The 23,459-nt window shown below is 37.1% G+C and carries 19 protein-coding genes and 4 tRNA genes; 15 read left to right on the top strand and 8 right to left on the bottom strand.

Features of this window, described 5'->3' with window-relative positions; translation table 11 throughout:
- Positions 1 to 110 precede the first annotated feature (110 nt).
- Positions 111 to 1,487, top strand: a complete 1,377-nt coding sequence (gene cysS / locus RGQ13_RS05835) for a cysteine--tRNA ligase (protein WP_348392626.1) — start codon at positions 111 to 113, stop codon at positions 1,485 to 1,487.
- A 100-nt stretch (positions 1,488 to 1,587) separates the two neighbouring features.
- Here the strand turns inward: cysS and folD are convergent, their stop codons facing one another.
- Entirely contained in the window at positions 1,588 to 2,442 is an 855-nt protein-coding gene (gene folD / locus RGQ13_RS05840; RefSeq protein WP_348392627.1) for a bifunctional methylenetetrahydrofolate dehydrogenase/methenyltetrahydrofolate cyclohydrolase FolD, read from the bottom strand.
- A gap of 308 nt (positions 2,443 to 2,750) precedes the next feature.
- Here folD and RGQ13_RS05845 point away from each other — a divergent pair.
- The 10 genes from RGQ13_RS05845 (at position 2,751) to RGQ13_RS05890 (ending at position 12,865) form a co-directional block, all read left to right on the top strand.
- Positions 2,751 to 2,827 (top strand) — tRNA-Pro (locus RGQ13_RS05845).
- 60 nt (positions 2,828 to 2,887) lie between these two features.
- Positions 2,888 to 2,964, top strand: a tRNA-Arg gene (locus tag RGQ13_RS05850).
- A gap of 27 nt (positions 2,965 to 2,991) precedes the next feature.
- Positions 2,992 to 3,067, top strand: a tRNA-His gene (locus RGQ13_RS05855).
- Positions 3,068 to 3,100: 33 nt separating this feature from the next.
- Positions 3,101 to 3,177 (top strand) — tRNA-Pro (locus RGQ13_RS05860).
- Between the two features lie 690 nt (positions 3,178 to 3,867).
- A complete protein-coding gene (gene tig, locus RGQ13_RS05865; RefSeq protein WP_348392628.1) occupies positions 3,868 to 5,178 on the top strand; it encodes a trigger factor in 1,311 nt (436 codons plus the stop codon).
- A gap of 143 nt (positions 5,179 to 5,321) precedes the next feature.
- Complete coding sequence (clpP, locus tag RGQ13_RS05870) at positions 5,322 to 5,909, top strand: ATP-dependent Clp endopeptidase proteolytic subunit ClpP (RefSeq protein ID WP_348393381.1); 588 nt, start codon at positions 5,322 to 5,324, stop codon at positions 5,907 to 5,909.
- Between the two features lie 154 nt (positions 5,910 to 6,063).
- Entirely contained in the window at positions 6,064 to 7,341 is a 1,278-nt protein-coding gene (clpX, locus tag RGQ13_RS05875; RefSeq protein ID WP_348392629.1) for an ATP-dependent protease ATP-binding subunit ClpX, read from the top strand.
- Positions 7,342 to 7,846: 505 nt separating this feature from the next.
- Entirely contained in the window at positions 7,847 to 10,195 is a 2,349-nt protein-coding gene (lon, locus tag RGQ13_RS05880) for an endopeptidase La (protein ID WP_348392630.1), read from the top strand.
- A gap of 288 nt (positions 10,196 to 10,483) precedes the next feature.
- Positions 10,484 to 10,756 (top strand): HU family DNA-binding protein, encoded by a 273-nt coding sequence (locus RGQ13_RS05885; protein ID WP_348392631.1) that lies wholly within the window; start codon positions 10,484 to 10,486, stop codon positions 10,754 to 10,756.
- 198 nt (positions 10,757 to 10,954) lie between these two features.
- Positions 10,955 to 12,865: a SurA N-terminal domain-containing protein gene (locus tag RGQ13_RS05890; protein WP_348392632.1), complete on the top strand. Its 1,911-nt coding sequence runs from the start codon at positions 10,955 to 10,957 to the stop codon at positions 12,863 to 12,865.
- Between the two features lie 207 nt (positions 12,866 to 13,072).
- Here RGQ13_RS05890 and RGQ13_RS05895 read toward each other — a convergent pair whose 3' ends face one another.
- From RGQ13_RS05895 to pspF, 6 genes are read right to left on the bottom strand one after another with little or no spacing between them, the layout of a single operon-like run.
- Entirely contained in the window at positions 13,073 to 13,849 is a 777-nt protein-coding gene (locus RGQ13_RS05895) for a peptide ABC transporter ATP-binding protein (RefSeq protein ID WP_348392633.1), read from the bottom strand.
- Between the two features lie 2 nt (positions 13,850 to 13,851).
- On the bottom strand, positions 13,852 to 14,841 hold the full coding sequence (locus RGQ13_RS05900) for an oligopeptide/dipeptide ABC transporter ATP-binding protein (RefSeq protein ID WP_348392634.1): 990 nt from the start codon (positions 14,839 to 14,841) through the stop codon (positions 13,852 to 13,854).
- Positions 14,841 to 15,734: an ABC transporter permease subunit gene (locus RGQ13_RS05905; RefSeq protein WP_348392635.1), complete on the bottom strand. Its 894-nt coding sequence runs from the start codon at positions 15,732 to 15,734 to the stop codon at positions 14,841 to 14,843. The genes RGQ13_RS05900 and RGQ13_RS05905 overlap by 1 nt, the downstream gene beginning before the upstream one ends.
- Positions 15,724 to 16,752 (bottom strand): ABC transporter permease, encoded by a 1,029-nt coding sequence (locus tag RGQ13_RS05910; protein WP_348392636.1) that lies wholly within the window; start codon positions 16,750 to 16,752, stop codon positions 15,724 to 15,726. Before RGQ13_RS05910 ends, RGQ13_RS05905 begins: the two co-directional genes overlap by 11 nt.
- Before the next feature lie 2 nt (positions 16,753 to 16,754).
- A complete protein-coding gene (locus tag RGQ13_RS05915; protein ID WP_348392637.1) occupies positions 16,755 to 18,398 on the bottom strand; it encodes an ABC transporter substrate-binding protein in 1,644 nt (547 codons plus the stop codon).
- Positions 18,388 to 19,482 carry a phage shock protein operon transcriptional activator gene (pspF, locus tag RGQ13_RS05920; protein WP_348392638.1) on the bottom strand — a complete coding sequence of 365 codons (1,095 nt, stop codon included), beginning with the start codon at positions 19,480 to 19,482 and terminating at the stop codon, positions 18,388 to 18,390. The genes RGQ13_RS05915 and pspF overlap by 11 nt, the downstream gene beginning before the upstream one ends.
- Before the next feature lie 200 nt (positions 19,483 to 19,682).
- On the opposite strand from pspF, the gene pspA reads away from it, so the two are divergent.
- From pspA to RGQ13_RS05940, 4 genes are all read left to right on the top strand, one after another.
- Positions 19,683 to 20,381 (top strand): phage shock protein PspA, encoded by a 699-nt coding sequence (gene pspA / locus RGQ13_RS05925; protein WP_348392639.1) that lies wholly within the window; start codon positions 19,683 to 19,685, stop codon positions 20,379 to 20,381.
- 44 nt (positions 20,382 to 20,425) lie between these two features.
- The gene (pspB, locus tag RGQ13_RS05930) at positions 20,426 to 20,656 is read left to right on the top strand and encodes an envelope stress response membrane protein PspB (protein WP_348392640.1); all 231 of its coding nucleotides are present in this window, start codon (positions 20,426 to 20,428) and stop codon (positions 20,654 to 20,656) included.
- The gene (gene pspC / locus RGQ13_RS05935; protein WP_348392641.1) at positions 20,653 to 21,084 is read left to right on the top strand and encodes an envelope stress response membrane protein PspC; all 432 of its coding nucleotides are present in this window, start codon (positions 20,653 to 20,655) and stop codon (positions 21,082 to 21,084) included. The genes pspB and pspC overlap by 4 nt, the downstream gene beginning before the upstream one ends.
- Before the next feature lie 323 nt (positions 21,085 to 21,407).
- The gene (locus tag RGQ13_RS05940) at positions 21,408 to 22,478 is read left to right on the top strand and encodes an NAD-dependent epimerase (RefSeq protein ID WP_348392642.1); all 1,071 of its coding nucleotides are present in this window, start codon (positions 21,408 to 21,410) and stop codon (positions 22,476 to 22,478) included.
- A 108-nt stretch (positions 22,479 to 22,586) separates the two neighbouring features.
- Here the strand turns inward: RGQ13_RS05940 and RGQ13_RS05945 are convergent, their stop codons facing one another.
- Positions 22,587 to 23,450: a universal stress protein gene (locus RGQ13_RS05945; protein ID WP_348392643.1), complete on the bottom strand. Its 864-nt coding sequence runs from the start codon at positions 23,448 to 23,450 to the stop codon at positions 22,587 to 22,589.
- Positions 23,451 to 23,459: the final 9 nt, after the last annotated feature.

Genomic DNA, 23,459 nt, shown 5'->3' on the forward strand with positions numbered 1-23,459 from the left:
AATGAAAATATCAGTGCTTTTAGCGCCGAGTTTCTAGTTTCTAGTTTCTAGTTCGGGTACAATTGCGCGAAATTCATATTTAATTTTTCACATCATAAATGAGAGAACCAATGTTACAGATATACAATACGTTAACCCGTCAAAAGGAAGAGTTTAAACCAATTAATCCTGGAAAAGTGGGTATGTATGTTTGTGGGATCACCACTTATGATCTGTGTCATATCGGTCACGCACGTACTTACGTCGCTTTTGATGTGATCTCACGATATATTCGTCACATTGGTTATGAGCTAACTCACGTACGAAACATTACCGATGTTGATGATAAAATAATCAAACGTGCAAGCGAGAATAATGAATCATTTGAACAGTTAACTGAACGAATGATTACAGAAATGTATGCCGATCTTGATGCGTTAAATATTGCTCGTCCAGATATTGATCCACGTGTTTCAACACATATGCCAGAAATTATTGAGATGATTGAAAAAATCATTACTAATGGTCACGCATATGTCGCGAGCAATGGTGATGTGATGTTTGATGTGCCTTCTTATGAAAATTACGGCAAGTTAAGCATGCAAAATCTTGATATGTTGAAAGCAGGTTCACGTGTTGATGTAGACGAAGCGAAACGCAGTCCTATGGACTTTGTTCTGTGGAAAATGGCAAAACCAGGTGAACCTTCTTGGTCATCACCATGGGGCGAGGGCAGACCTGGCTGGCATATCGAATGTTCAGCGATGAACTCAAAACATTTAGGCGAGCACTTTGATATTCATGGTGGCGGTAGCGACTTACAATTCCCACATCATGAAAATGAAATAGCACAATCTTGTTGTGCCTCGAAAACCCAGTATGTAAATTACTGGCTGCACGGTGGCATGGTACAAATTAATAAAGAGAAGATGTCTAAATCATTAAACAACTTCTTTACGCTGCGCAGTGTACTTGAAACTTACGATGCAGAATCGGTACGGTACTTCTTAGTTTCTAGCCATTATCGTAGTCAGTTAAATTACTCTCAGGAAAATCTTGATCAAGCGCGCTCATCAATTGAACGAATTTATACATCGTTACGTGATGTTACGCCTGTTGAAGTTGCGCTTACTGGTAATGAATATGTAGAGCGCTTTGAAAAAGCGATGAACGATGACTTTAATACACCAGAAGCATTACCGGTTATTTTTGAATTATCAAAAGAAGTAAACCGTTTAAAAACTGAAGCTCCGGTAAAGGCGGGTGAACTAGCGTTTATTTTGAAGAAACTTGGCGCGGTAATTGGTATTGCTCAAACTGAGCCGGAAGAGTTCTTTAAAGCGGGCAGTGATGATGACGCTGAATTAATTGAACAATTAATTTTACAACGAAATACTGCCCGTGCGAATAAAGATTGGGCAATGGCAGATGATGCTCGTGATAAATTAAAAGCGATGAATGTTATTCTAGAAGATAGTGCTGGAAAAACTACTTGGCGCAAAGGCTAATAAAAACGTTAGTAACAAAAAAGGCGCTTCAGCGCCTTTTTTTATGGTTTATTCTTAGTAGTTCCTAGTTCCTAGTTCCTAGTTCCTAGTTCCTAAGCCTTTAACTATGAAAGTCTTCACAGGCAATCAGTGTATTCTCAATTAGGCTTGCTACTGTCATTGGTCCAACACCACCTGGTACAGGGGTAATAAACGCAGCTTTTTCTTTAGCTACATTAAATTCTACATCACCAACCAATTTTCCAGTGTCTAAACGATTAATACCAACATCTATCACTATTGCACCTTCTTTAATCCAATCACCAGGAATGAATTCAGGCTTACCGACAGCAACTACTACTAAGTCTGCTTGGCGAATACGATCTTCAAGGTTTTTAGTAAATCTATGTGTAGTAGTGGTTGTACAACCTGCAAGTAATAACTCTAGCGTCATTGGGCGACCAACAATATTTGATGCACCAACTACAACAGCTTCTAGACCGTGTGGCTTAACGCCGGTTGATTCAATAAGGGTCATTATACCTTTGGGAGTACAAGGGCGCAGGCCTGGTTGGCGTAAACATAACTTACCTACATTAGCTGGATGAAAACCGTCTACATCTTTATCAGGGTGAATATGTTCGATGATTAAATTGGCATTTAATCCTTCAGGTAAAGGAAGTTGGACTAATATACCATCAATGTCTTTATCGTTATTTAACTGATCAATTAAATTAAATAATTCTTCTTGAGTTGTTGTTGCTGCTAAATCGAATGACTTAGAAATAAAACCAACTTCTTCACAAGCTCTGCGTTTACTGCCAACATAAACTTCTGACGCTGGATCGCTACCAACAAGAACAACGGCTAAACCAGGAGCTCTTTTTCCTTCTTCTAAACGTTTTTGTACTTTCTGTTTTACTGAAAGTCTAATTTGTTTGGCAATTTCCTTACCGTCAATAAGTTGTGCTGTCATAGTCTCAGAATGTTATTGTAAAAATTGGCGCTATTTTCGCATAAAATCATTAATCCTGATAGCTAATTGACAGCTAATAGTTAATTTTAAGTTCTAAATATGATTGGTAAACCAATACATTTTTAATTAATTTATTACCTGAAAAAGCTCATATCTGTATTTTTGTGTTAAATGTTGTCGGTTTTTGCACAAAACGGTGTAAAAACAACCGAACAAACATTTTTTTATAAAAAGTGTTTGACGCCAAACTGTCAGCTAGGTAATATGCGCATCCGTTGACACAGTGATGTGTTAACTAGAAAATATGTCGGTGATTAGCGCAGCTTGGTAGCGCACTTGGTTTGGGTCCAAGGGGTCGCAAGTTCGAATCTTGCATCACCGACCACTTTTCTAATTTATTAATTTGAAAACCATTCATATTAATATACCCTGTAAAGGTTGTTTTGCGCCCTTAGCTCAGCTGGATAGAGCAACGCCCTTCTAAGGCGTGGGTCGCAGGTTCGAATCCTGCAGGGCGCGCCATTTATTAATGGCAAAAGTAATACAGTGGTGGCTATAGCTCAGTTGGTAGAGCCCCGGATTGTGATTCCGGTTGTCGTGGGTTCAAATCCCATTAGCCACCCCATTTCTTCTCCCTAGAAGAATGAGAAATATGTATCGGTGATTAGCGCAGCTTGGTAGCGCACTTGGTTTGGGTCCAAGGGGTCGCAAGTTCGAATCTTGCATCACCGACCACTTTCTTTTTAATTCCCTGTTTATTTGATGTCAAAGACCAAAACCAACGTTTGGGTACTTTCGAACTAATGGGTCAAATGTTCGAATCTTGCATCACCGACCACTTTCTTTTTAATTATTCAAAAAATTTCACTTCGAAATTTAACAAAGAACATCCAAATTAATTCCATCAACCTTCTATGCGCTAATGACTGAGTAATCAGAAAAATTTTTACAATACTCTCATTTCTCGTTCCATTTTCCCTCTTGGTTACAAAATAATTCAATTTTCTACTTTTTACTGTTGTTTTTTGGTTATATGCCCATATATAAACGCTTAACGTGACGTTTTGCTATGCTAAGTCGTTGTTAGTAAAAAGAACAATAACTTTACTTATAGTGCGCTCTACAGGCCATGGCTTGGTGTAAACGCAAATAAAATTCAATTGTATTTGCATTGAAGCACATTAGTTACTAACTCAGCTATTTACACCTGCGGTTAGCATCGCTATAATTCCGCGTCACATTTTAATCAAGTCTATGTTGTATAGACGATAGAACATCTTTTTTACGAGAGGTTATAGATTAATCTTTCGACTTATCATTCACTATAAGAGTGGGTGATAAACAGGCAGTAAGCGCTTAGTTTGCTGGTAAATATATAGAGATGCATTAATAGGCGTTATAAACGTCAGAATTTGAGGTAAAAAAATGCAAGTTTCAGTTGAAACCACTCAAGGCTTAGAACGTAAAGTATCAATTTCTGTTCCTGCCGAGACAGTAGATGTAGAAGTAAAGAACCGTTTGCGTCAAATCGCAAAAACTCAAAAAATCAACGGTTTCCGTCCTGGTAAAGTGCCACCTTCTGTAATCCAGAAGCGTTACGGCCAATCAGTACGTCAAGAAGTTGCTGGTGAATTAATGCAACGTCACTTCGTAGAAGCAATCGTAGCTGAAAAATTAAACCCTGCTGGTCGTCCTGCATTCGTAGCTAAAAGCAACGAAGAAGGTAAAGAGCTAGAGTTTGATGCAACATTTGAAATCTACCCTGAAGTAGAACTTGCTGGTTTAGAAACTATTAAAGTTGAAAAGCCTGCTGTAGAAGTAACAGAAGCAGATCTTGATGAAATGTTTGTTACTCTACAAAACCAACACAAAACTTGGAAAGAAAACAAGCGTAAAACTAAGAAAGGCGACAAGCTTACTTTAGATTTTAACGGCCGTGTTGATGGCGAAGAATTTGAAGGCGGCAAAGCCGAAGCTTTCGAACTTGAATTAGGCGCTGGTCGCATGATCCCAGGTTTTGAAAAAGAAGTTACTGGTATGAAAGTTGGCGAAGAGAAAACAATCTCTGTAACTTTCCCTGAAGATTACCATGCAGAAAACCTTAAAGGTAAAGATGCTGAGTTTGATATCGTAGTTCACAAAACTGAAGGCCCTGTGCTTCCAAAAATTGATGAAGAGTTTGCGACATTATTTGGTGTAGAAGAAGGTGGTATTGAAGCCCTTCGCGCTGAAGTTCAAAAGAACATGGAGCGTGAATTAACTCAAGCTGTTAAAGCTAAAGTTAAAGAGCAAGTACTTGAAGGTTTAGTTTCTGCAAACGAAATTGATACGCCAAAAGCATTAGTTACTCAAGAAATTGACGTATTGCGTCAACAAGCTATGCAAAAATTTGGTGGTCAAATGGACCCTAAGAACATGCCACAGCTTCCAGCTGAAATGTTCCAAGAACAAGCTGAACGTCGTGTTAAAGTTGGTTTATTACTAGGTGAAGTAATTAAAACTAACGAATTAAAAGTAAATGATGACAAGGTTAAAGAGTTAATCGAGTCAGCTGCATCTGCTTACGAAGATCCGAAAGAAGTTGTAGATTACTACATGGGCAACCAAGAACTTCTTCAACAAATGCAACACGTAGCTTTAGAAGAGCAAGCGGTTGAATTGATCCTAGAAAAAGCAGCTGTAAAAAACAAAAAAACAGCTTTTAAAGACATCATGAACCCACAAGCTAACGCATAAGCGTTAAATAATAGGTTTAATCGTCTTTTGCATTGACATTGTCTCTAGCAATAGCTTAAATGGCTTATATGGATTTCATATAAGCCATTTTTATTTTTTTAAGGATATTTTTTTTGTTTACTTCCAATAATAATTCAACGCAAATCGAAAATGCATTAGTACCTATGGTTGTTGAGCAAACACCTAAGGGTGAGCGTTCATACGATATTTATTCTCGTTTATTAAAAGAGCGTGTTATTTTTCTTTGTGGTCAAGTTGAAGAACACATGGCTAATCTTGTAGTTGCACAACTATTGTTTCTTGAGTCTGAAAGCCCTGAGAAAGATATTTTCTTATACATAAATTCACCTGGTGGCTCAGTAACTGCTGGTATGGCTATTTATGATACAATGCAATTTATTAAGCCAAATGTTAGTACTGTATGTATGGGACAAGCGGCAAGTATGGGCGCGTTTTTATTAACCGCGGGTGAAAAGGGTAAGCGCTTTTGTTTACCAAATGCACGAGTAATGATTCATCAACCTTTAGGTGGTTTCCAAGGCCAGGCATCTGACTTTGAAATACATGCTAAAGAGATCCTGTCTATTAAAGAGAAGCTAAATCGTTTAATGTCTGAACATACCGGTCAAAAATATGACAAGGTAGCCAAGGATACTGACAGAGATAACTTCTTAAGTGCACAAGAAGCAGTTGATTATGGATTAGTAGACTCCATATTAACTAAGAGATAACCCAAATAAATTGGGCGTTAAAGTATGTTCACATTGTTAAAACTGCATTTTGTGAACATACTTAACAGTGAAACTAGAATTTTTTGTCCCTGAAAAGGGCGCTATCAATATCGAAATTATTGATAGGTTATGTTTAGATTGAGGTAAAAACCGTATGACCGACGAGATTAAAGGTAGCGGTGATAACGAAAAGTTATTGTATTGTTCTTTTTGTGGCAAAAGCCAACATGAAGTAAGAAAGCTTATTGCAGGGCCTTCAGTATTTGTTTGTGATGAATGTGTAGAACTTTGCAACGACATTATTCGTGAAGAAATTAAAGATATTTCTCCTAAGACTGAGTCAGATAAATTACCAACTCCACAAGAGATCAGAGCAAATCTTGATGATTATGTTATCGGTCAGTCACATGCTAAAAAAGTATTGTCTGTAGCGGTTTACAATCATTATAAACGTTTACGTAATGGCGATAAGCATAATGGTGTTGAATTAGGTAAGTCTAATATTTTATTAATTGGTCCTACCGGCTCTGGTAAAACATTACTTGCTGAAACCTTAGCACGTATGTTGGATGTACCGTTTACTATGGCTGATGCTACTACATTAACCGAAGCTGGTTATGTTGGTGAAGACGTCGAAAACATCATTCAAAAACTTTTACAAAAATGTGAGTACGATGTTGAGAAAGCTCAACGTGGTATTGTTTATATTGATGAAATCGATAAAATTTCACGTAAGTCTGACAACCCGTCAATTACTAGAGACGTTTCAGGTGAAGGCGTTCAGCAAGCATTATTAAAACTTGTTGAAGGTACTATTGCCGCAGTTCCACCACAAGGTGGACGCAAACACCCCCAACAAGAATTCTTACAAGTAGATACTTCTAAGATCTTATTTATTTGTGGTGGTGCATTTTCTGGTCTTGATAAGGTTGTTGAACAACGTCTAATAACCGGAACCGGTATTGGCTTTGGTGCTAAAGTTAAAGACAGTGATTCTAAAAAAACTCTGACTGAAAGCTTTCAAAATGTCGAACCTGAAGATTTAGTGAAATATGGTTTAATTCCTGAGTTTATTGGTCGTCTACCTGTTGTTGCTACATTAACTGAGCTTGATGAGCATGCATTAATTCAAATTCTACAAGAACCTAAAAATGCCCTAACTAAACAGTTTACCGCTTTGTTTGATTTGGAAGGTGTTGAGTTAGAGTTTAGAGAAGATGCGCTTAAAGCTATTGCTAATAAAGCTATGGTACGTAAAACAGGTGCTCGTGGTCTTCGCTCTATAGTTGAAGGTGTATTGCTTGATACTATGTATGAATTACCATCATTGAACGACGCATGTAAAGTTGTGGTTGATGAAACAGTGATTAAAGGCGAAACAAAACCAATCATCATGTTTGAAGCTCCAGAAGAGAAGCAAGCTAACGAGTAAAACATAAAAGTTTTATATATCATTAAAAACCAGTCAATAGTGACTGGTTTTTTTATGCTTATTAGAAACGAGAAACGAGAAACGAGAAACGAGAAACGAGAAATGAGAAACGAAGAGCGGTGGTCGTAATCCCCAAAAAGGAAGTACCTTCACCATTACATGCTCAGATAACTAATCATGAATACATTTTATTTCAAATTACGAAGTAGCTCTCTAAGTGCACCGTATTCGCAATAATAAAATATAGACAGATCAGTTTCTCCTAATACATTCGAACGGTACCTAATTAAGGACTATTTCTAATTTTTTGGTTTTAGTTATTGAAACATTTATCCCTATCCCCATATACTTAAATAGAGCGTAAAAAAAGCTGCCAACTATTTTATCCAAAGAACAAGAACAACAGAGATAAAAAGTTATACCAGTTCGCGTAATAATGTAGCAATTGAGCATATTATATGAATTGGTATTTGGTAAAAACATCACTTTTCCAAGAGAATTTCCCATGACTACAGAGCATTCAGGACAAATAGAAACCCCGGTATTAGCCTTACGTGATGTCGTTGTCTATCCACAAATGGTTATTCCATTGTTTGTAGGCCGTGAAAAATCAATTCGTTGTTTAGACCGAGCAATGGAAAACGATAAAAGAGTTTTCCTAGTTGCGCAAAAAGATGCCAGTGTAGATGACCCGCAAGCCGAAGATTTATTTCAGGTAGGTACGGTCGCTACTATTTTACAAATGCTTAAATTACCAGATGGCACAGTAAAAGTTTTAGTCGAAGGTATGCAACGTGGCAGTATCAAAGAATTTACTGAAACTGAAGAATACTTCATTGCTGATGTTGACTTTTTAGAGGTTGAGCAAAGCGATATTGATAATCATGAAGTATTGGTACGCAGCGCAGTTTCGCAGTTTGAAGGCTACGTAAAACTAAACAAGAAAATTCCTCCTGAAGTGTTAACTTCTGTATCTGGTATTGATAGTGCCGAGCAACTTGCCGACACTATGGCTGCTCATATGCCGCTTAAATTGCAAGATAAACAGCATGTTTTAGAGATTATTAATGTTGGCGAACGTCTAGAATATTTAATGGGGCTAATGGAAGGAGAAATTGATCTTCTACAGGTAGAAAAGAAAATACGTGGCCGCGTTAAGAAACAAATGGAAAAAAGCCAGCGTGAATACTATTTGAATGAGCAAATGAAGGCCATTCAAAAAGAACTTGGTGATATGGATGATGTGCCCGATGAAGCTGAACAACTAGCTAAAAAAATCGAAGAAGCACAAATGCCTAAAGAAGCAAAAGAAAAAACATTAGCTGAATTGCAAAAACTAAAAATGATGTCTCCTATGTCAGCTGAAGCTACTGTAGTTCGCAGTTACATTGACTGGATGATTTCAGTTCCATGGAAAAAACGCAGTAAACTAAAACGTAACCTTAAACTGGCTGAAGATGTATTAAACAAAGATCATTACGGCTTAGAAGAAGTAAAAGAGCGTATTATTGAATATCTAGCCGTGCAACAGCGTGTAACACAGCTTAAGGGGCCTATTTTATGTCTTGTTGGCCCTCCAGGGGTTGGTAAAACATCGTTAGGTCAATCAATTGCAAAATCTACAGGCCGTAAATATGTCCGCATGGCGTTAGGTGGGGTAAGAGATGAAGCTGAAATTCGTGGTCATCGCCGTACTTATATAGGTTCAATGCCGGGTAAGCTCATTCAAAAGATGGCAAAAGCGGAAGTTAAAAACCCATTATTTCTATTAGATGAAATTGATAAAATGGCCTCTGATATGCGCGGCGATCCAGCTTCTGCATTACTAGAAGTTTTAGATCCTGAGCAAAATAATAATTTTAACGACCATTATCTGGAAGTTGATTATGATTTATCTGATGTTATGTTTGTTGCAACCTCAAATAGCATGAACATACCTGGTCCGTTACTAGATCGGATGGAAGTTATTCGTTTATCGGGTTACACAGAAGACGAAAAGCTTAATATCGCTCGTAATCATTTATTGATGAAACAGATTAAACGAAACGGTTTAAAAGAGAATGAAATTGAAATTGAAGATAGTGCCATTATCGGCATCATTCGCTACTACACTCGCGAAGCTGGCGTACGTAGTTTAGAACGAGAGATTTCGAAGTTATGTCGTAAAGCTGTGAAAAAAATACTACTTAATAAAGATGTTAAAAAAGTAGTTATTAATCAAGAGAACTTAGAAGACTTCTTAGGCGTGCAACGTTGTGACTATGGTAAAGCTGAAGATGAAAATCGCATTGGCCAAGTAACAGGTCTTGCCTGGACTGAAGTTGGTGGTGAATTATTGACCATAGAAGCCGCCTCTGTTCCTGGCAAAGGTAAGTTACAATTTACCGGCTCACTTGGTGAAGTAATGCAAGAGTCAATTCAAGCAGCATTAACAGTAGTTAGAAGCCGAACTGAAGGCTTAAGAATTAACGCTGATTTTAATGAGAAACGTGACATTCATGTTCATGTACCAGAAGGCGCTACACCAAAAGATGGTCCAAGCGCAGGTATTGGAATGTGTACTGCATTAGTATCAAGCTTAACTGGTAATCCTGTTAAAGCAGACGTTGCAATGACTGGTGAAATTACCCTTAGAGGAGAAGTTTTAGCTATCGGTGGTTTAAAAGAGAAACTACTAGCAGCTCATCGAGGTGGTATTAAAACCGTAATCATACCAAAAGATAATGAACGTGATTTAAAAGATATTCCGGACAATGTAAAAGCAGACTTAGCAATTCACCCAGTAAAATGGATTGACGATGTGCTAGATCTTGCCTTAGCTGAGTCGCCTGATAAATGGTCCGTAGCAAGCTAATTAGGCTTTTTACTCTATTGCTGTTTGAAAAGTAACCGTTTTTTAAGAAAAAGTACTAAAAACTTTAAATTAGCCCTTTTCAAACAGTTTATCTGTGTTAATCTGATTGTCGAATTAAGCTTTAGTCTGCTCTACAAGGTAGTAATAGCAAGGCTCTGGCCGATATTAATTAAGTTTAATATAAATATTATTTTAAATAGTTGGAACTTGCAGTAGCTAAAAATGCCTGATATAAAATGTGCAAGTATTTTTTTAGTTCCAAATAATAACAATTAAGGGGAAGACAAAATGAACAAGTCTCAATTAATCGAGAAAATCGCAGCTGGTGCAGACATTTCTAAAGCAGCGGCTGGCCGCGCACTAGATTCTTTTATCGATGCCGTTTCAAATGAATTAAAATCAGGTGAGCAAGTAGCTCTAGTTGGTTTTGGTACATTCTCAGTTCGTGACCGTGCAGCTCGTCAAGGCCGTAACCCACAAACTGGTGCTACAATCGAAATTGCAGCAGCTAAAATTCCAGCATTTAAAGCCGGTAAAGCGCTTAAAGATGCGGTAAACTAAAATTTAATTTTAGTTCTCCCTCATTACCATCCTTGGTTAGGGGAGATAAGCACATTCATGTGCAAATAAAAGCTGGCTTGGCCGGCTTTTTTTATACCAAAAATAAATCCATATTTCGTGTATTAGTACTTCAAGCTAGCGACCGGGTTTGATACAATCGTGAATTGAATTTTTTTGCCCGATGTTAAAGAGACACACATGTTAGAAAGAATAAGAGAAGGCTCTTCAGGAATTACAGCCAAAGTTATTTTAGGTTTAGTAATTGCAACGTTTGTATTTGCCGGTGTTGGTAGTTATACCAATTCTGTTGATACATCAGCAGCCACTGTAAATGGTGAAAAAATAAGCCAACAAAAATTTGACCAAGCTTATCAAAATCAACGTAACCGCATGGAACAGCAATACGGTGAAATGTTTGCACAGTTAGCAGGTAACGATATGTACATGCAATCTATGCGCAGTAATGTACTAGAGAACTTGATCAATGAAGAACTGCTTGATCAAAATGCTCGCGAACTAAATATTCGTATAAGCGATCAACAAATTAAAGAATCTATCCTGGCAATGCAGGAGTTTCAAGTTGATGGTGTATTTAATAATGACCGTTACTTGATGGTGATTAACCAAGCTGGTTTCTACCAACCTTCTGCATTTAGAGATTACTTACGTGTAGATATGGCTCGTCGCCAATTAATGCAGAGTATAATGGCAACAGAATTTAGCATGCCATACCAACAAGACTTGGCTGTAAAGTTAACAAATCAAACTCGTAGCATTCGCTATGCAACTATAATCGCTGAGCAATTTAAAGCGACTGCAGAAGTGACTGATGAAGAAATTAATCAGTATTATCAAGAAAACCAACCTCGTTTTGCTACTCAAGAGCAAGTGAAAGTTGAATACATCAGTCTTGATATGGACAACCTGAAAAAAGACGTAGTTGTTGAAGATAGTGAAGTGCAAGCTTATTATGATGATAACCTTTCATCTTATTCGACAATTGAGCGTCGTCGTGCATCGCACATTTTAATTGAATTTGGTGATGATGATGGTGCTGCTGAACAACAAGCTAACGATATCCTTGCTAAAGTTAATGCCGGTGATGATTTTGCTGCGCTTGCCAAAGAATTTTCTGCAGATACATTCTCGGGTGAGAATGGTGGTGATTTAGATTGGTTTGAACAGGGTGCAATGGATGTTGAATTTGATAAAGCGGTTTTCGCATTAACTAAAGAAAATAACCTTAGTGAAGTTGTGAAATCTGATTTTGGTTTTCACATCATCAAGCTAACTGACATTGAAGAAATTTCAACGAAAGCCTTTGCAGATGTTAAAGCTGAAATTTTAGAGCAATTAACTAATGATCAAGCGTTAGAAGTTTATTACGATTTACAAACTCAAATGGCTGAAGTTGCTTTTGAATCTCCTGACTCTCTTGAAGAAGCAGCAGCAGTAATAAATGCTGAAATTAAAACCAGTAACTGGTTAACTCGTGGTAATAATGCTGCACCATTTAATAGTGATGTTGTTGAAGTTGCTTTCTCTGATGTTGTATTGCTTGATAATATGAACTCAGATGTTGTTGAAGTTGCTCCTGATCAACTAGCAATGGTGGTTCGTCTTAGCGAACATCAAGATGCAACAACGAAACCTTTAACTGAAGTTTCTGGTCAAATTAAAGTTCAACTTGTTAACAACAAAGCAAGTTTAGCTGCACAACAAGCAAGCGAAGAATTACTTACTAAAGTTCTAGCAGGGGATGACGTTACTGCAGAACTTGCGGCTACAGGTTCTAGTTTTGTTGCTGCAGATAATATTACTCGCAACGGCGCTGAAGTTAGCACTAATGTTGCCAAGCAAGCGTTTACATTAGCTCATCCAACTGAAGGCCAAGTATCAGCTGCAAGCTCGGTTATGCTTTCAGGTGATTATGCAGTAGTTGAACTGTTAAGTGTAACAGAAGGCGTTGCCGGTGATGCAGATGCTAACGTTGAACAACAACAAGCTATGGCAGTATCACAAGCGGTGTTTGAAGGTTATATTGCTAATCTTAAAGAAAAGGCAGAGATCACTCGCAGCTTGCCAACAAATGCTTCTCCGTTACTTTAATAAATCCGCTACGCGTTTTTATAAGGTCACTGCGTGACGTAAAATAACAAGGCCGCATATATATGCGGCCTTTTTGTTTGTGGTTTAAGCTCGAAGATCGAAAGCTTGCAGTTGAGTAATACCTCTTCCTGAACTCGATGCGTTAGCATTGCCCTGAACTCGTTTCAGGGTCTTATTTAGCTCGTAGTTTTCTAGCCTATAGCTTATCTATATATTGATTTTTCTTTGTGACAATATTAGCTTGCGAGTAAATTTATCTTTTGGATTGGCTAAGACATCACTAGTATTTCCGTACTCCACTACTTTACCTTCCCGTAGCACCATTAATTTATCACTAAAATGTTCAACCACATCAATATCATGAGATATCAATAAATAAGCAAGCCCCATTTGTTGTTGTAACTCAAGCAATAAATTAATCATTTGCGCGCGTAATGATAAATCTAGAGAGGCTAAGGCTTCATCTAAGATAACAAGTTGCGGCTGTAATATAATTGCCCTAGCAAGCGAAATACGCTGTTTTTGACCACCTGAGAACATATGAGGGTAGAAGTGCATATGATCGGCTAATAGGCCTACTTTCTGTAATGTGGCTCTTATCATTGTTTTTCGTTCGTTCTCATTCAAACGAGTATTTAACAGCAAAGGTTCTTCAAGTTGTTGCCTGATGGTTAAACTTGGATTTAGGGTATCACCAGCATTTTGAAATATCATTCTCACATGTTGGCAACGTTGCTTAAAATTACCCGTTTGCAGGTGTTGACCATTCAAGCTAATTTCGCCAGTTGTTGGTCTTGCTGCGCCCACTAATAATTTTGCAAGAGTAGATTTTCCTGAGCCAATTTCGCCAATAACTGCAAGAGTCTCTTTAGCTTCTAACTTAAACGAAATTGGCTGTAAAACGGTAACCGATTTTTTTTTGAACCAGTTAGATTTGATCTTATATCGCTTACTTAAATTTTTAACTTCAATTAAACTTGTCAAAATCAATAATCCTTGCGATGAGAGAAATGACAACTGACTTGGTGGCCATGATATGACTCAATCAAAGGAGCTTGAACACATTTTTTTTGAGCGTTTGGACAACGAGGGCCCAATCGACAGCCAATTGGCAAATGTTGCAAACCGGGAATGCTACCTGGCATGGCATGCAAACGAGATTTCTTTTCTATATTACTTTTAGCTCTAGGAGTACTGGCAATAAGTGCCTTTGTGTATGGATGAAAAGGTGTATTAAATATTTGATCTGTCGTACCGGCTTCTACAAACTGGCCGGAATACATTACGGTTAAATAATCGGTCCAGTGACTAATTTTTTCTAATTCATGGCTTATTAATAAAATCGACATGTTTTTAAGTTGATTAAGGCTAGCTAATAAACGGAAAATTTGCGCCTGATTGCTTGCTTCCATTGAGGCTGTCGGCTCATCAGCAATTAGTAGTTTAGGCCTTTTTGCCAGAGCTATTGCAATCATAACTCGTTGACATAAAGCATTGGTAAGTTGATGAGGGTAACTTTTAGCACAGACTTGATGGTTTTTAATACCAACTTTATGTAGAAGTTTTGCGGCCGCGGCTTTCCTTTGTTGTGCTTTTTGCCAAAAGAAACCTGAAAATTGTTTACTGTCTAACGACTCTTCTATTTGCTCGCCGATGCTATTGGTAGGATCCAAGCAACTCATCGGCTCCTGAAATATCATTGCTACATCTTTAGTGATAATTTGTTTTCGCTCTTCCACTGGTAAACGCAATAAATCAATGCCTTGCCAATGGAACCTATCAGCTTCTACATGCCATTTATCATCAAGAACGCCAATTATTGCCTGCGCAAGTATCGACTTGCCAGAACCAGATTCGCCTACTAGACCTCTTATTTCACCATCTTTTAATGCTAGCGATACTCTATCAACGGCCAATATGTTTTCACCATGGCTGGTTAATTCAATACTTAAATTTTTTATATCGAGTAAATTCATTAATTATCTTTTTGTATTTTTAAAGAATGACGAAGACCTTCACCAACCAAGTTAGTAACTATTACTGTAAATAAAATAGCCAGTCCTGGCAAATAAGATGTCCATGGAGCTATATAAAATAAATCTAAAGAATTTTTCAACATAGATCCCCACTCAGGCATAGGCACTGGAGCACCTAAGCCAAGAAAACCTAGGGCTGCAATATCTAAAATAGCAGCTGATTGCGCCAATGTTGCTTGAATTATAATTTTATCAATAATGTTAGGGTATATGGAGGTGATTAGTACTCTCGTTTCTGACGCGCCATCAAGGATTGGGGTTAACACATAACCTTTTTTTTGTTCTTCTTTTATCGCATTACGGGTTACATGAATAAACTGTGGGATAGATACTAAAGCGATAGCCCAAAGCACGTTTTCAAGGCCTTGCCCTAAAATTGCGACAATAATTATGGCGAGTAAAAGTGACGGTGTTGACAATATCACATCGAGAAAGTGCGTCAAAAAACTTGATTTAACACCTCTAGTTATTGCCGATATTGAGCCAATGATTACACCTATAGTCATTGCAAAAATAACGACAACAAAACTTAAACCAAATGTTAGAGATGTACCATGAATAAGCCTAGAAAGCATATCCCGACCTAAATCATCAGTACCTAGTAAATAACTAATATTGCCATCATCGCTCCAAGCAGGCGGCACTAATAATTGATCTAAGTTATTCTCAAGCACATCATGAGGCGTAATAAAACTGCCAAAAACAGCAGTAAAAACTAAAAATAAATAGCAACTAAAGCCAATCATTGCCACCGGGGTATTACGAAAGGTATACCATAGCTGCCTTATTGGTGATGGAAATTCTTCCTCAGAATAAATATGCTCACGAGCCATGTTTTTTATGCCTTTCTAATGGATTAAGCGTAGCGTATATAAAATCTGATAAAATATTGATGAAAAACGTAAACGTTGCTAACGCAATTAATCCCCCTTGAATTGCGGTATAATCACGTTCAGATATACTCTGAATGAGCCAGCTTCCAGCTCCTTGCCAATCAAATATAACTTCAGCAATCATCGCTATAGTTACCAAGTTAGCAAAATTTAAACCTATTTGTCTCACAATGCCGACTAAAGAGTTACGAATACCATGATGGTAAATAATGCTTGTTTGTGACAAACCTTTTGCTTTCGCTGCTTTAATATAATTAGACTCCAAAACATCTAACATTGAGGTGCGTGCCAAGCGAATAAACATCGTCATTGGTGCCATAGCAACTGCAAATGCGGGCATTATAATGTGCATAAAAGCATCTTTTAATGCTTGCCATGTATAAGGGCTATCACTGAGTAAAATATCAATAAACTTGAACCCTGTGACTTGCTCAATTTCAAATAATAAATTTAATTGTCCAGAAGATGGAAACCAAGATAACGTTATTGAAAATACTAGTATTAATATTAATGCTAGCCAGAATACTGGAATGGAGTAGCCAATCATGGCGAAGGTTAAAATTATTTTATCAATAGCTTTGTTATGAAATACCGCTGATAAAAAGCCTAATGGTACGCCAAATAATAATGCAATAAACAAAGCTGCTAAGCATAATTCAATCGTTGCTGGTAAAAAAGTAACCAACTCAACGCTGATAGGGGTTTGACTAGACATTGATATGCCGAAATTCCCTTCAAATATTTGACCAATATACGCAAAATATTGATGAAAAATACTTTTATCCATTTGATACACCTGAGCAAGTTCTGCGAGTTGTTGCTCATCGGCACTTACTTGACCAGATAAATTTATTAACGCATCACCTGGAAATAAATAACTTAAACTAAATGAAATAATAGAAAGCATTAGCAATGTGAAAAACAATAAATTTAAGCGCCGTAATGTAAAAGTTAGCATAGTTAATCAGTTCCTTTTTTACTGACATCTTCAAAACTAATGCCACCAAATGGAGTGAGTATATTGCCTTCTATTCCTTTAACTTTAGCTTGTCCGCGTTTTGCATGTGCAATAGGAAACACAGGTAAATGTTCTTGCAGTAATTGTTGAGCCTGAAGGTAGAGTTTTTTACGTTTACTTGTATTGTTGGTTAACAGTGATGCTTGCAATAGTTGGTCAAATTCTTCATTACACCACATTGCTCTATTACCACCGGTATTAACTGACGCACAACTGAGTAAAGGAGAGAAAAAATTATCAGGATCAGGATGATCTGCTGACCAACCGATAAGCACTGATTGATGCTCACCTTTAGCAAGCTTCTTCAAGAAAGTAGCCCATTCAAAAGTAATAATATTAACTTCAATACCAATATCAGCCAGGTCAGACTTGATCAACTTTGCCATTTTTCTAGCATCAGGGTTATAAGCTCTATGAACTGGAACAGCCCAAACATCAATACTAAAGCCATCAGATAGGCCAGCATCACTGAGCAACTTAATTGCTAAATCTTTTGAATATGTTATTTCTTCTACTTTGTCTGAATAAGCCCAAGAAGCTTTTGGCAACAGAGATTGTGCTACTTCAGCTTGTTCATAATAAACAGCACTGACAATGGCATCTTTATCTATCGCATGGGCTACAGCTTTGCGAACAAGCGGGTTATCAAACGGGGGGACTTTAGTATTAAAAGCAAGAAATGCAACATTAAAAGAGGTTACATGTTCTAAGGCTAAGTCAGGCCTTGATGCTATTTCTTGAGTTGCAATTGGATATGATATTACATCGCACTCATGGGTGAGAAGCTTAGTTAACCGAATAGTATTATCTGGGCTAATGTTATAGAGCAATTTTTCAATACTAACCTTTCTCCGCCAATAATCTTCATGACGTTCAAAGCGAATTAAAGAGCCGTTTCTATAGTCTTTATATTTAAATGGACCTGTTCCTATCGGCAAATTGTCTAATAAAGTTAGATCTTTTTTCTGTTCAATCAAATGATCCGCATATTCTTTTGACAATATAACTGAAAATGGTGCGGCGATATTTGCTAAAAAAGAACTTTGTGGATGGTTTAACCTAAAGCGAACAGTATAGTCGTCAATTTTTTCAACATCTTGAACTAGTTCATTAAACTTCACACTTTGAAAAAATGGAAATTTACCATCTGCTGATTTATAAAATGGTTGTTTTTCATCTAATATTCTTTTGAAACTAAAAATGACATCATCGGCATTCATATTTCTGCTAGGAGTGAAATAGTTTGTTTGATGAAATTTCACATCTTTACGCAAATAAAAAGTGACTAATTTATTATTTTTAGTGACATGCCATGACTTTGCTAGGGCAGGTATTTTGTCAAAATTACTTGGATCAAAACCGAGCAGTCGATTATAGATTTGCTTTGAAGTTGCATCAATTGTAGTGCCAGTAGTAACCAATTGCGGATTAAATGAGGTGGGTGAGCCTTCTGAGCAATACACGATACTTTCAGATAAAATTGAATCGGAGCTGACCTTTCCGCAACTACTTATTATTAAACTAAGTAATGCAGCCGCAATTACTTGCAGAGTTTTCTTAATTGGTAACCAAGAGTTAACTTTCATCAGCGTCACTACTTTCCAATAGATTATATTTTTTTAAATAACCTCTTAGTTGATGGTAGGTTAGTTTTAGCGCTTCTGCTGTTTTCTTTTGGTTAAATTGGCATGATGCTAATGCGTCTTTTAATAGTGTTATCTCGTAATCGTTAGATAAGTCTTTTAAAGAAACCGGATATGATAATGGACTTAATGAATTAGCTGCTTTAGAAGTAGCCGTTTCAGCATTTGCCTCTGAGGTAAGGTCTGTATTTGTATTTTCAGTTGGAGCTTGTCTATCAGCTGTTTTAGTACGGTTGTTCGGCCTAAAAGGCGACTCAAAAGGATCTATAACTAACTGATTTACTGGTATATGTGGATTGTTATGGCGATATACACTGCGTTCAACAACGTTTTTAAGTTCTCGAATATTCCCGGGCCATCGATAGGCAAGCATGGACTTTTTCACTTTTTCAGTGAAACCACTAAACAATTCAAACTCGAGCTCTCTTGCCATATTAATAGCAAAATGCTCAGCAAGAATTAAAATATCATCAATACGCTCTCTTAAGGGCGGTAGAGTAATAACATCAAATGCTAGTCGATCAAGTAAATCAGCCCTAAACTCGCCTTTATCGGCAAGCATTGGCAAATCTTCGTTAGTCGCTGCAATTAAACGTACATCCGATTTTACCGTGCGAGAACCACCTACACGTTCAAATTCACCATATTCCACAACACGGAGAAGTTTTTCTTGAATTAGTCCTGAAGTATTAGCGAGTTCATCAAGAAATAGTGAGCCGCCATTCGCTCGTTCAAAACGACCTTCATGACGTTTACTTGCACCGGTAAATGCACCGCCCTCATGACCGAAAAGTTCGCTATCTAAAAGGTTTTCATTTAATGCTGCACAATTGAGTTTTATATAACTTTGATCCCACCGCTTAGATAGGTAATGCAAACGAGCTGCGACAAGCTCTTTACCAGTTCCTCGCTCTCCAATAATTAATACTGGCTTAGCAAGGGGAGCTACTTGTGAGATATGTTCCAGCACTTCTAAAAAACTATTAGACTGGCCGATCAAATTATCTTGTTGTTTAAAGCGGGTCATAGGTGACCTAATTATTGGTTTTTTTCACTAACAAATAGTGTATTTCATTAACGATGATCTGAAAAGTCTTTTTTATGTTTAATTAATACCTTTATAAACAATAGGTTACTGATGTTTTAAAACTTGGCATCAAAAATGAATGTATTAGCATAGGTATAAAATTACAAATTAATAAAATTTAATGATACGAGGAAGTTATTATGGGTATTTTTTCAAGGTTTACAGACATCATCAATTCGAACATCAACAGCATTTTAGACAAGGCTGAAGACCCAGAGAAAATGGTGCGTTTAATTATTCAAGAGATGGAAGATACTTTAGTCGAAGTACGTTCATCTTCAGCCCGAACACTGGCAGATAAAAAAGAATTAACTCGCCAGATAACACGATTAGAAAGTGATACTCAAACTTGGCAACAAAAAGCAGAATTAGCGTTAAGTAAAGGTCGTGATGACTTAGCGAGAGCAGCATTAGTTGAAAAAAATAAATGTGAAGAAGCTTCTCAGTCAATGAGTGATGAGTTAGCTAACTTTGATGATAATATTGAAAAATTACAAGGTGAAATTTCACAACTACAAGAAAAATTAGCAGATGCTAAAGCTCGTCAAAAAGCTATCGTTATGCGTGGTAAAACAGCTAGCACTCGATTAAAAGTGAAAAGTAAACTTGATAGTGGCAAAGTAGAGGATGCATTAACTCGTTTTGATCGTTATGAACGAAAAATTGACGATTTAGAAGCGCAAGTTGATTCGTATGACCTAGGTAAAAAATCTTTAGCAGACGAAATTTCCGATTTAGAAACTGATGATAGTATCGATAATGAGCTTGAAGCCCTAAAGGCTAAAATGCAAAAACCAAAGAAAGCAGCAGCTACAAAAACTAGCAAAGCTAAAAAATAAAAAACGTTTATCATTTATAAGCTCAATCGTTAAGGAGAATTACGATGGAACCAGGTCTTTTAATGGCACCAATTATTATATTTATGGTTATTGTTGCACCAATTTGGTTAATTTTACATTACCGTTCAAAACGTCAAATAAGCCAAGGTTTAAGTGAAGATGAATACAGACAATTGTCAGATTTATCTGAAGCAGCAGATCAAATGGCTGAAAGAATACAAACCCTTGAAGCTATTCTAGATGCTGAAACTCCAGACTGGAGAAAGAAAGTATGAAAAAATCTAGAGGAGAGTTATTTCGGGACCCTACCAAAGGGAAAATTGCCGGTGTATGTGCAGGTTTAGCCGAGTATTTTGGTTGGGAAGCATGGTTAGTAAGGATACTGGTTGTTTCAGGTGTTTTACTAGGCATGGGGTGGTTTGTTATTTTATACATAGCAGGTTGGTTTATTTTAGATAAAAAAACTAGTCGCTTTTCACCTAAACAAGTTGCCAAAAATGTTAAAGAGAAACTTCATGAAGAAGAAATTTTTAATGAATCAATTAAAGTGAAAGCAAAAATTTGGCAGTCAGGTGAATTACCTAAACAAGCCGTTCGCGATATCAGTCTTAAGTTTAAATCTTTAGAGCATGAGTTACGCAGTATGGAACGCTACGTAACATCGCCAGAGTTTACCGTTTCGAGAGAAATAAATAAGTTATAAAGTTTGACTTATTCTTATTAAAGGTCGCAATAGCGACCTTTTTTACGTCAGGGATGATTTTAGATTCATTCCTTTAGATATGAAAACGGTACTTCTTAACATCGAATATGCTTACGCTTCTGATAAGTTGTCCATGGATAACTGCTTCGTGATTCTAAATACAATGTATTCGATATTCGTAACTTTTGTTATGAATACGCTAAGCTTATGATATTCTGACGCTTTGAATGCGTTTCACTGCGAAAACTGGGTGGTTCGAATACGTAGCTGCTTCGTAAATCACAATGCAATGTATTCACAACTCGTTACTATAATGGAAATATATGAAATATTTAGTCACAGGAGCCGCAGGTTTTATTGGCCACTTCGTCAGTGAACGTTTATGTGACATGGGTCATGATGTTGTTGGTATAGATAATCTAAACGATTACTATGACGTTAATTTAAAATTAGCACGCTTGAACAAGCTCGAAAAATATTCAGCCAACGCTGTAATGGATAAAATGGTTGTTGGCTCAGATATTCTGCCTAGTGATAGCTGTAATGGCACATTTACTTTTATAAAAATGGATTTAGCTGACCGGGAAGGCATTGCCGCTTTGTTTGCTGATGAAAAATTTGATCGGGTAATTCATTTAGGTGCGCAAGCCGGCGTTCGTTACTCTATAGAAAACCCGCTAGCGTATGCAGATTCAAATTTAATTGGTCACTTAACCATATTAGAAGGGTGCAGACATAACAATGTGCAACACCTTGTATATGCATCATCTAGTTCTGTTTATGGTTTAAACTCTAAAGTTCCTTTTGCAACCAGTGATAGTGTTGATCATCCTGTGTCTTTATACGCCGCCAGCAAAAAATCGAATGAGCTAATGGCACATACCTACTCACACCTTTACGGTGTACCGACAACAGGACTGCGTTTTTTTACCGTATATGGTCCTTGGGGTCGTCCAGATATGGCGCCAATACTTTTTGCCGATGCCATTACCAAAGGCAAAGCCATTAAAGTATTTAACCATGGTGATATGCGTCGCGACTTTACTTATATTGATGATATTGTTGAAGGTATTATTCGCATTCAAGATGTTGTACCACAACCAAGAACCGACTGGACAGTGGAAACTGGATCTGCTGCTAATAGCTCGGCTCCTTATTCAATTTATAATATTGGTAATGGCAATCCGGTTAAATTATTAGATTTTATTGAAGCAATGGAAAATTCATTAGGTATTAAAGCTGAAAAGAACTTTATGGATATGCAACCAGGCGATGTATACCAAACTTATGCTGAGGTTGAAGACTTGTTTGAAGTAACGGGTCATAAACCTGCGGTTAGTGTTGCTGAAGGGGTAGATAAATTTGTTAAATGGTATAAGTCATTCTATGACTAAATAACTAGATTCGAATACGTAGCTTCGCTACTCCGAATACGGCGCTTTGCGCCTTCGAAGCCTACTTCGAAATTCGCAATGTAACGTATTCGTAATTCGTTACTTTAGCTAAGCAGGAATAGTTAATACATCAGTTTTAAGAAGCGTTAATATGCTTTCTGCTGTGTTACCTAGAAGCTTTTGCTCTAAACCTGCTCTAGCCACAGTGCCAACGACTACAACGCTCGCTTTGCAGTCTGCTGCAACAGAGGTGATAACTTTATCCACTTGACCGGCTTTAATGTGAATATGATCAGGATTAATTCCGTAACTTCGGGCTAATATGACTAACTTTTCTTGTAACTCTGCTTTATGCTCATTTTCTAACTTGTCTTTATTAATTATCCCCAGCTTTCTTAATAGTGGTGAAAACGGCACGGTATAACAAATGTGTAATTCAGCATTTATCTGTTTGGCTATAATGCTTGCGTTTTTAAGCACCTGTTCATTTAGCTGTTTCTTGTCTTGCAGTTCGGTTTCTAAATCTACCGTTGCTAATACATTTCGAGCTTTATGCCACTTTTTATCTGCGGCTATTAATACTGGAGCATGGCATTCTCTAATAATATGCCAATCAGTAGGGGTATAAAACAAGGCTTCAGTGCGATGGCCTGTTTTAACAATCATGTAAGGTTTATGCTCTTTTACATAGTTATTCACCCAAATATGAATATTCTTTTCCCATACTGTTTCAAAGTTATATTCCACGATACCTTGTAAAGTATTTACCAATTTATGAGCATTAAGTTCATGAAGATTATGTACAATCAGATCTTGAGCATCTTCTATATCGACTACACCACGTAACTTTTCATAGCAAAAATTCACAATATGCAGTTTGCAGTTATACGCTTTTGCGAGTTCTGCTGCTTGTAATATAGCTGTGTAATTTTGCTCTTGGTGATCTGAAATCACTAATATGCTGTTTTTCATAATAATATT

This window comes from Thalassotalea psychrophila (assembly GCF_031583595.1).
Classification (GTDB): Bacteria; Pseudomonadota; Gammaproteobacteria; order Enterobacterales; family Alteromonadaceae; genus Thalassotalea_A; species Thalassotalea_A psychrophila.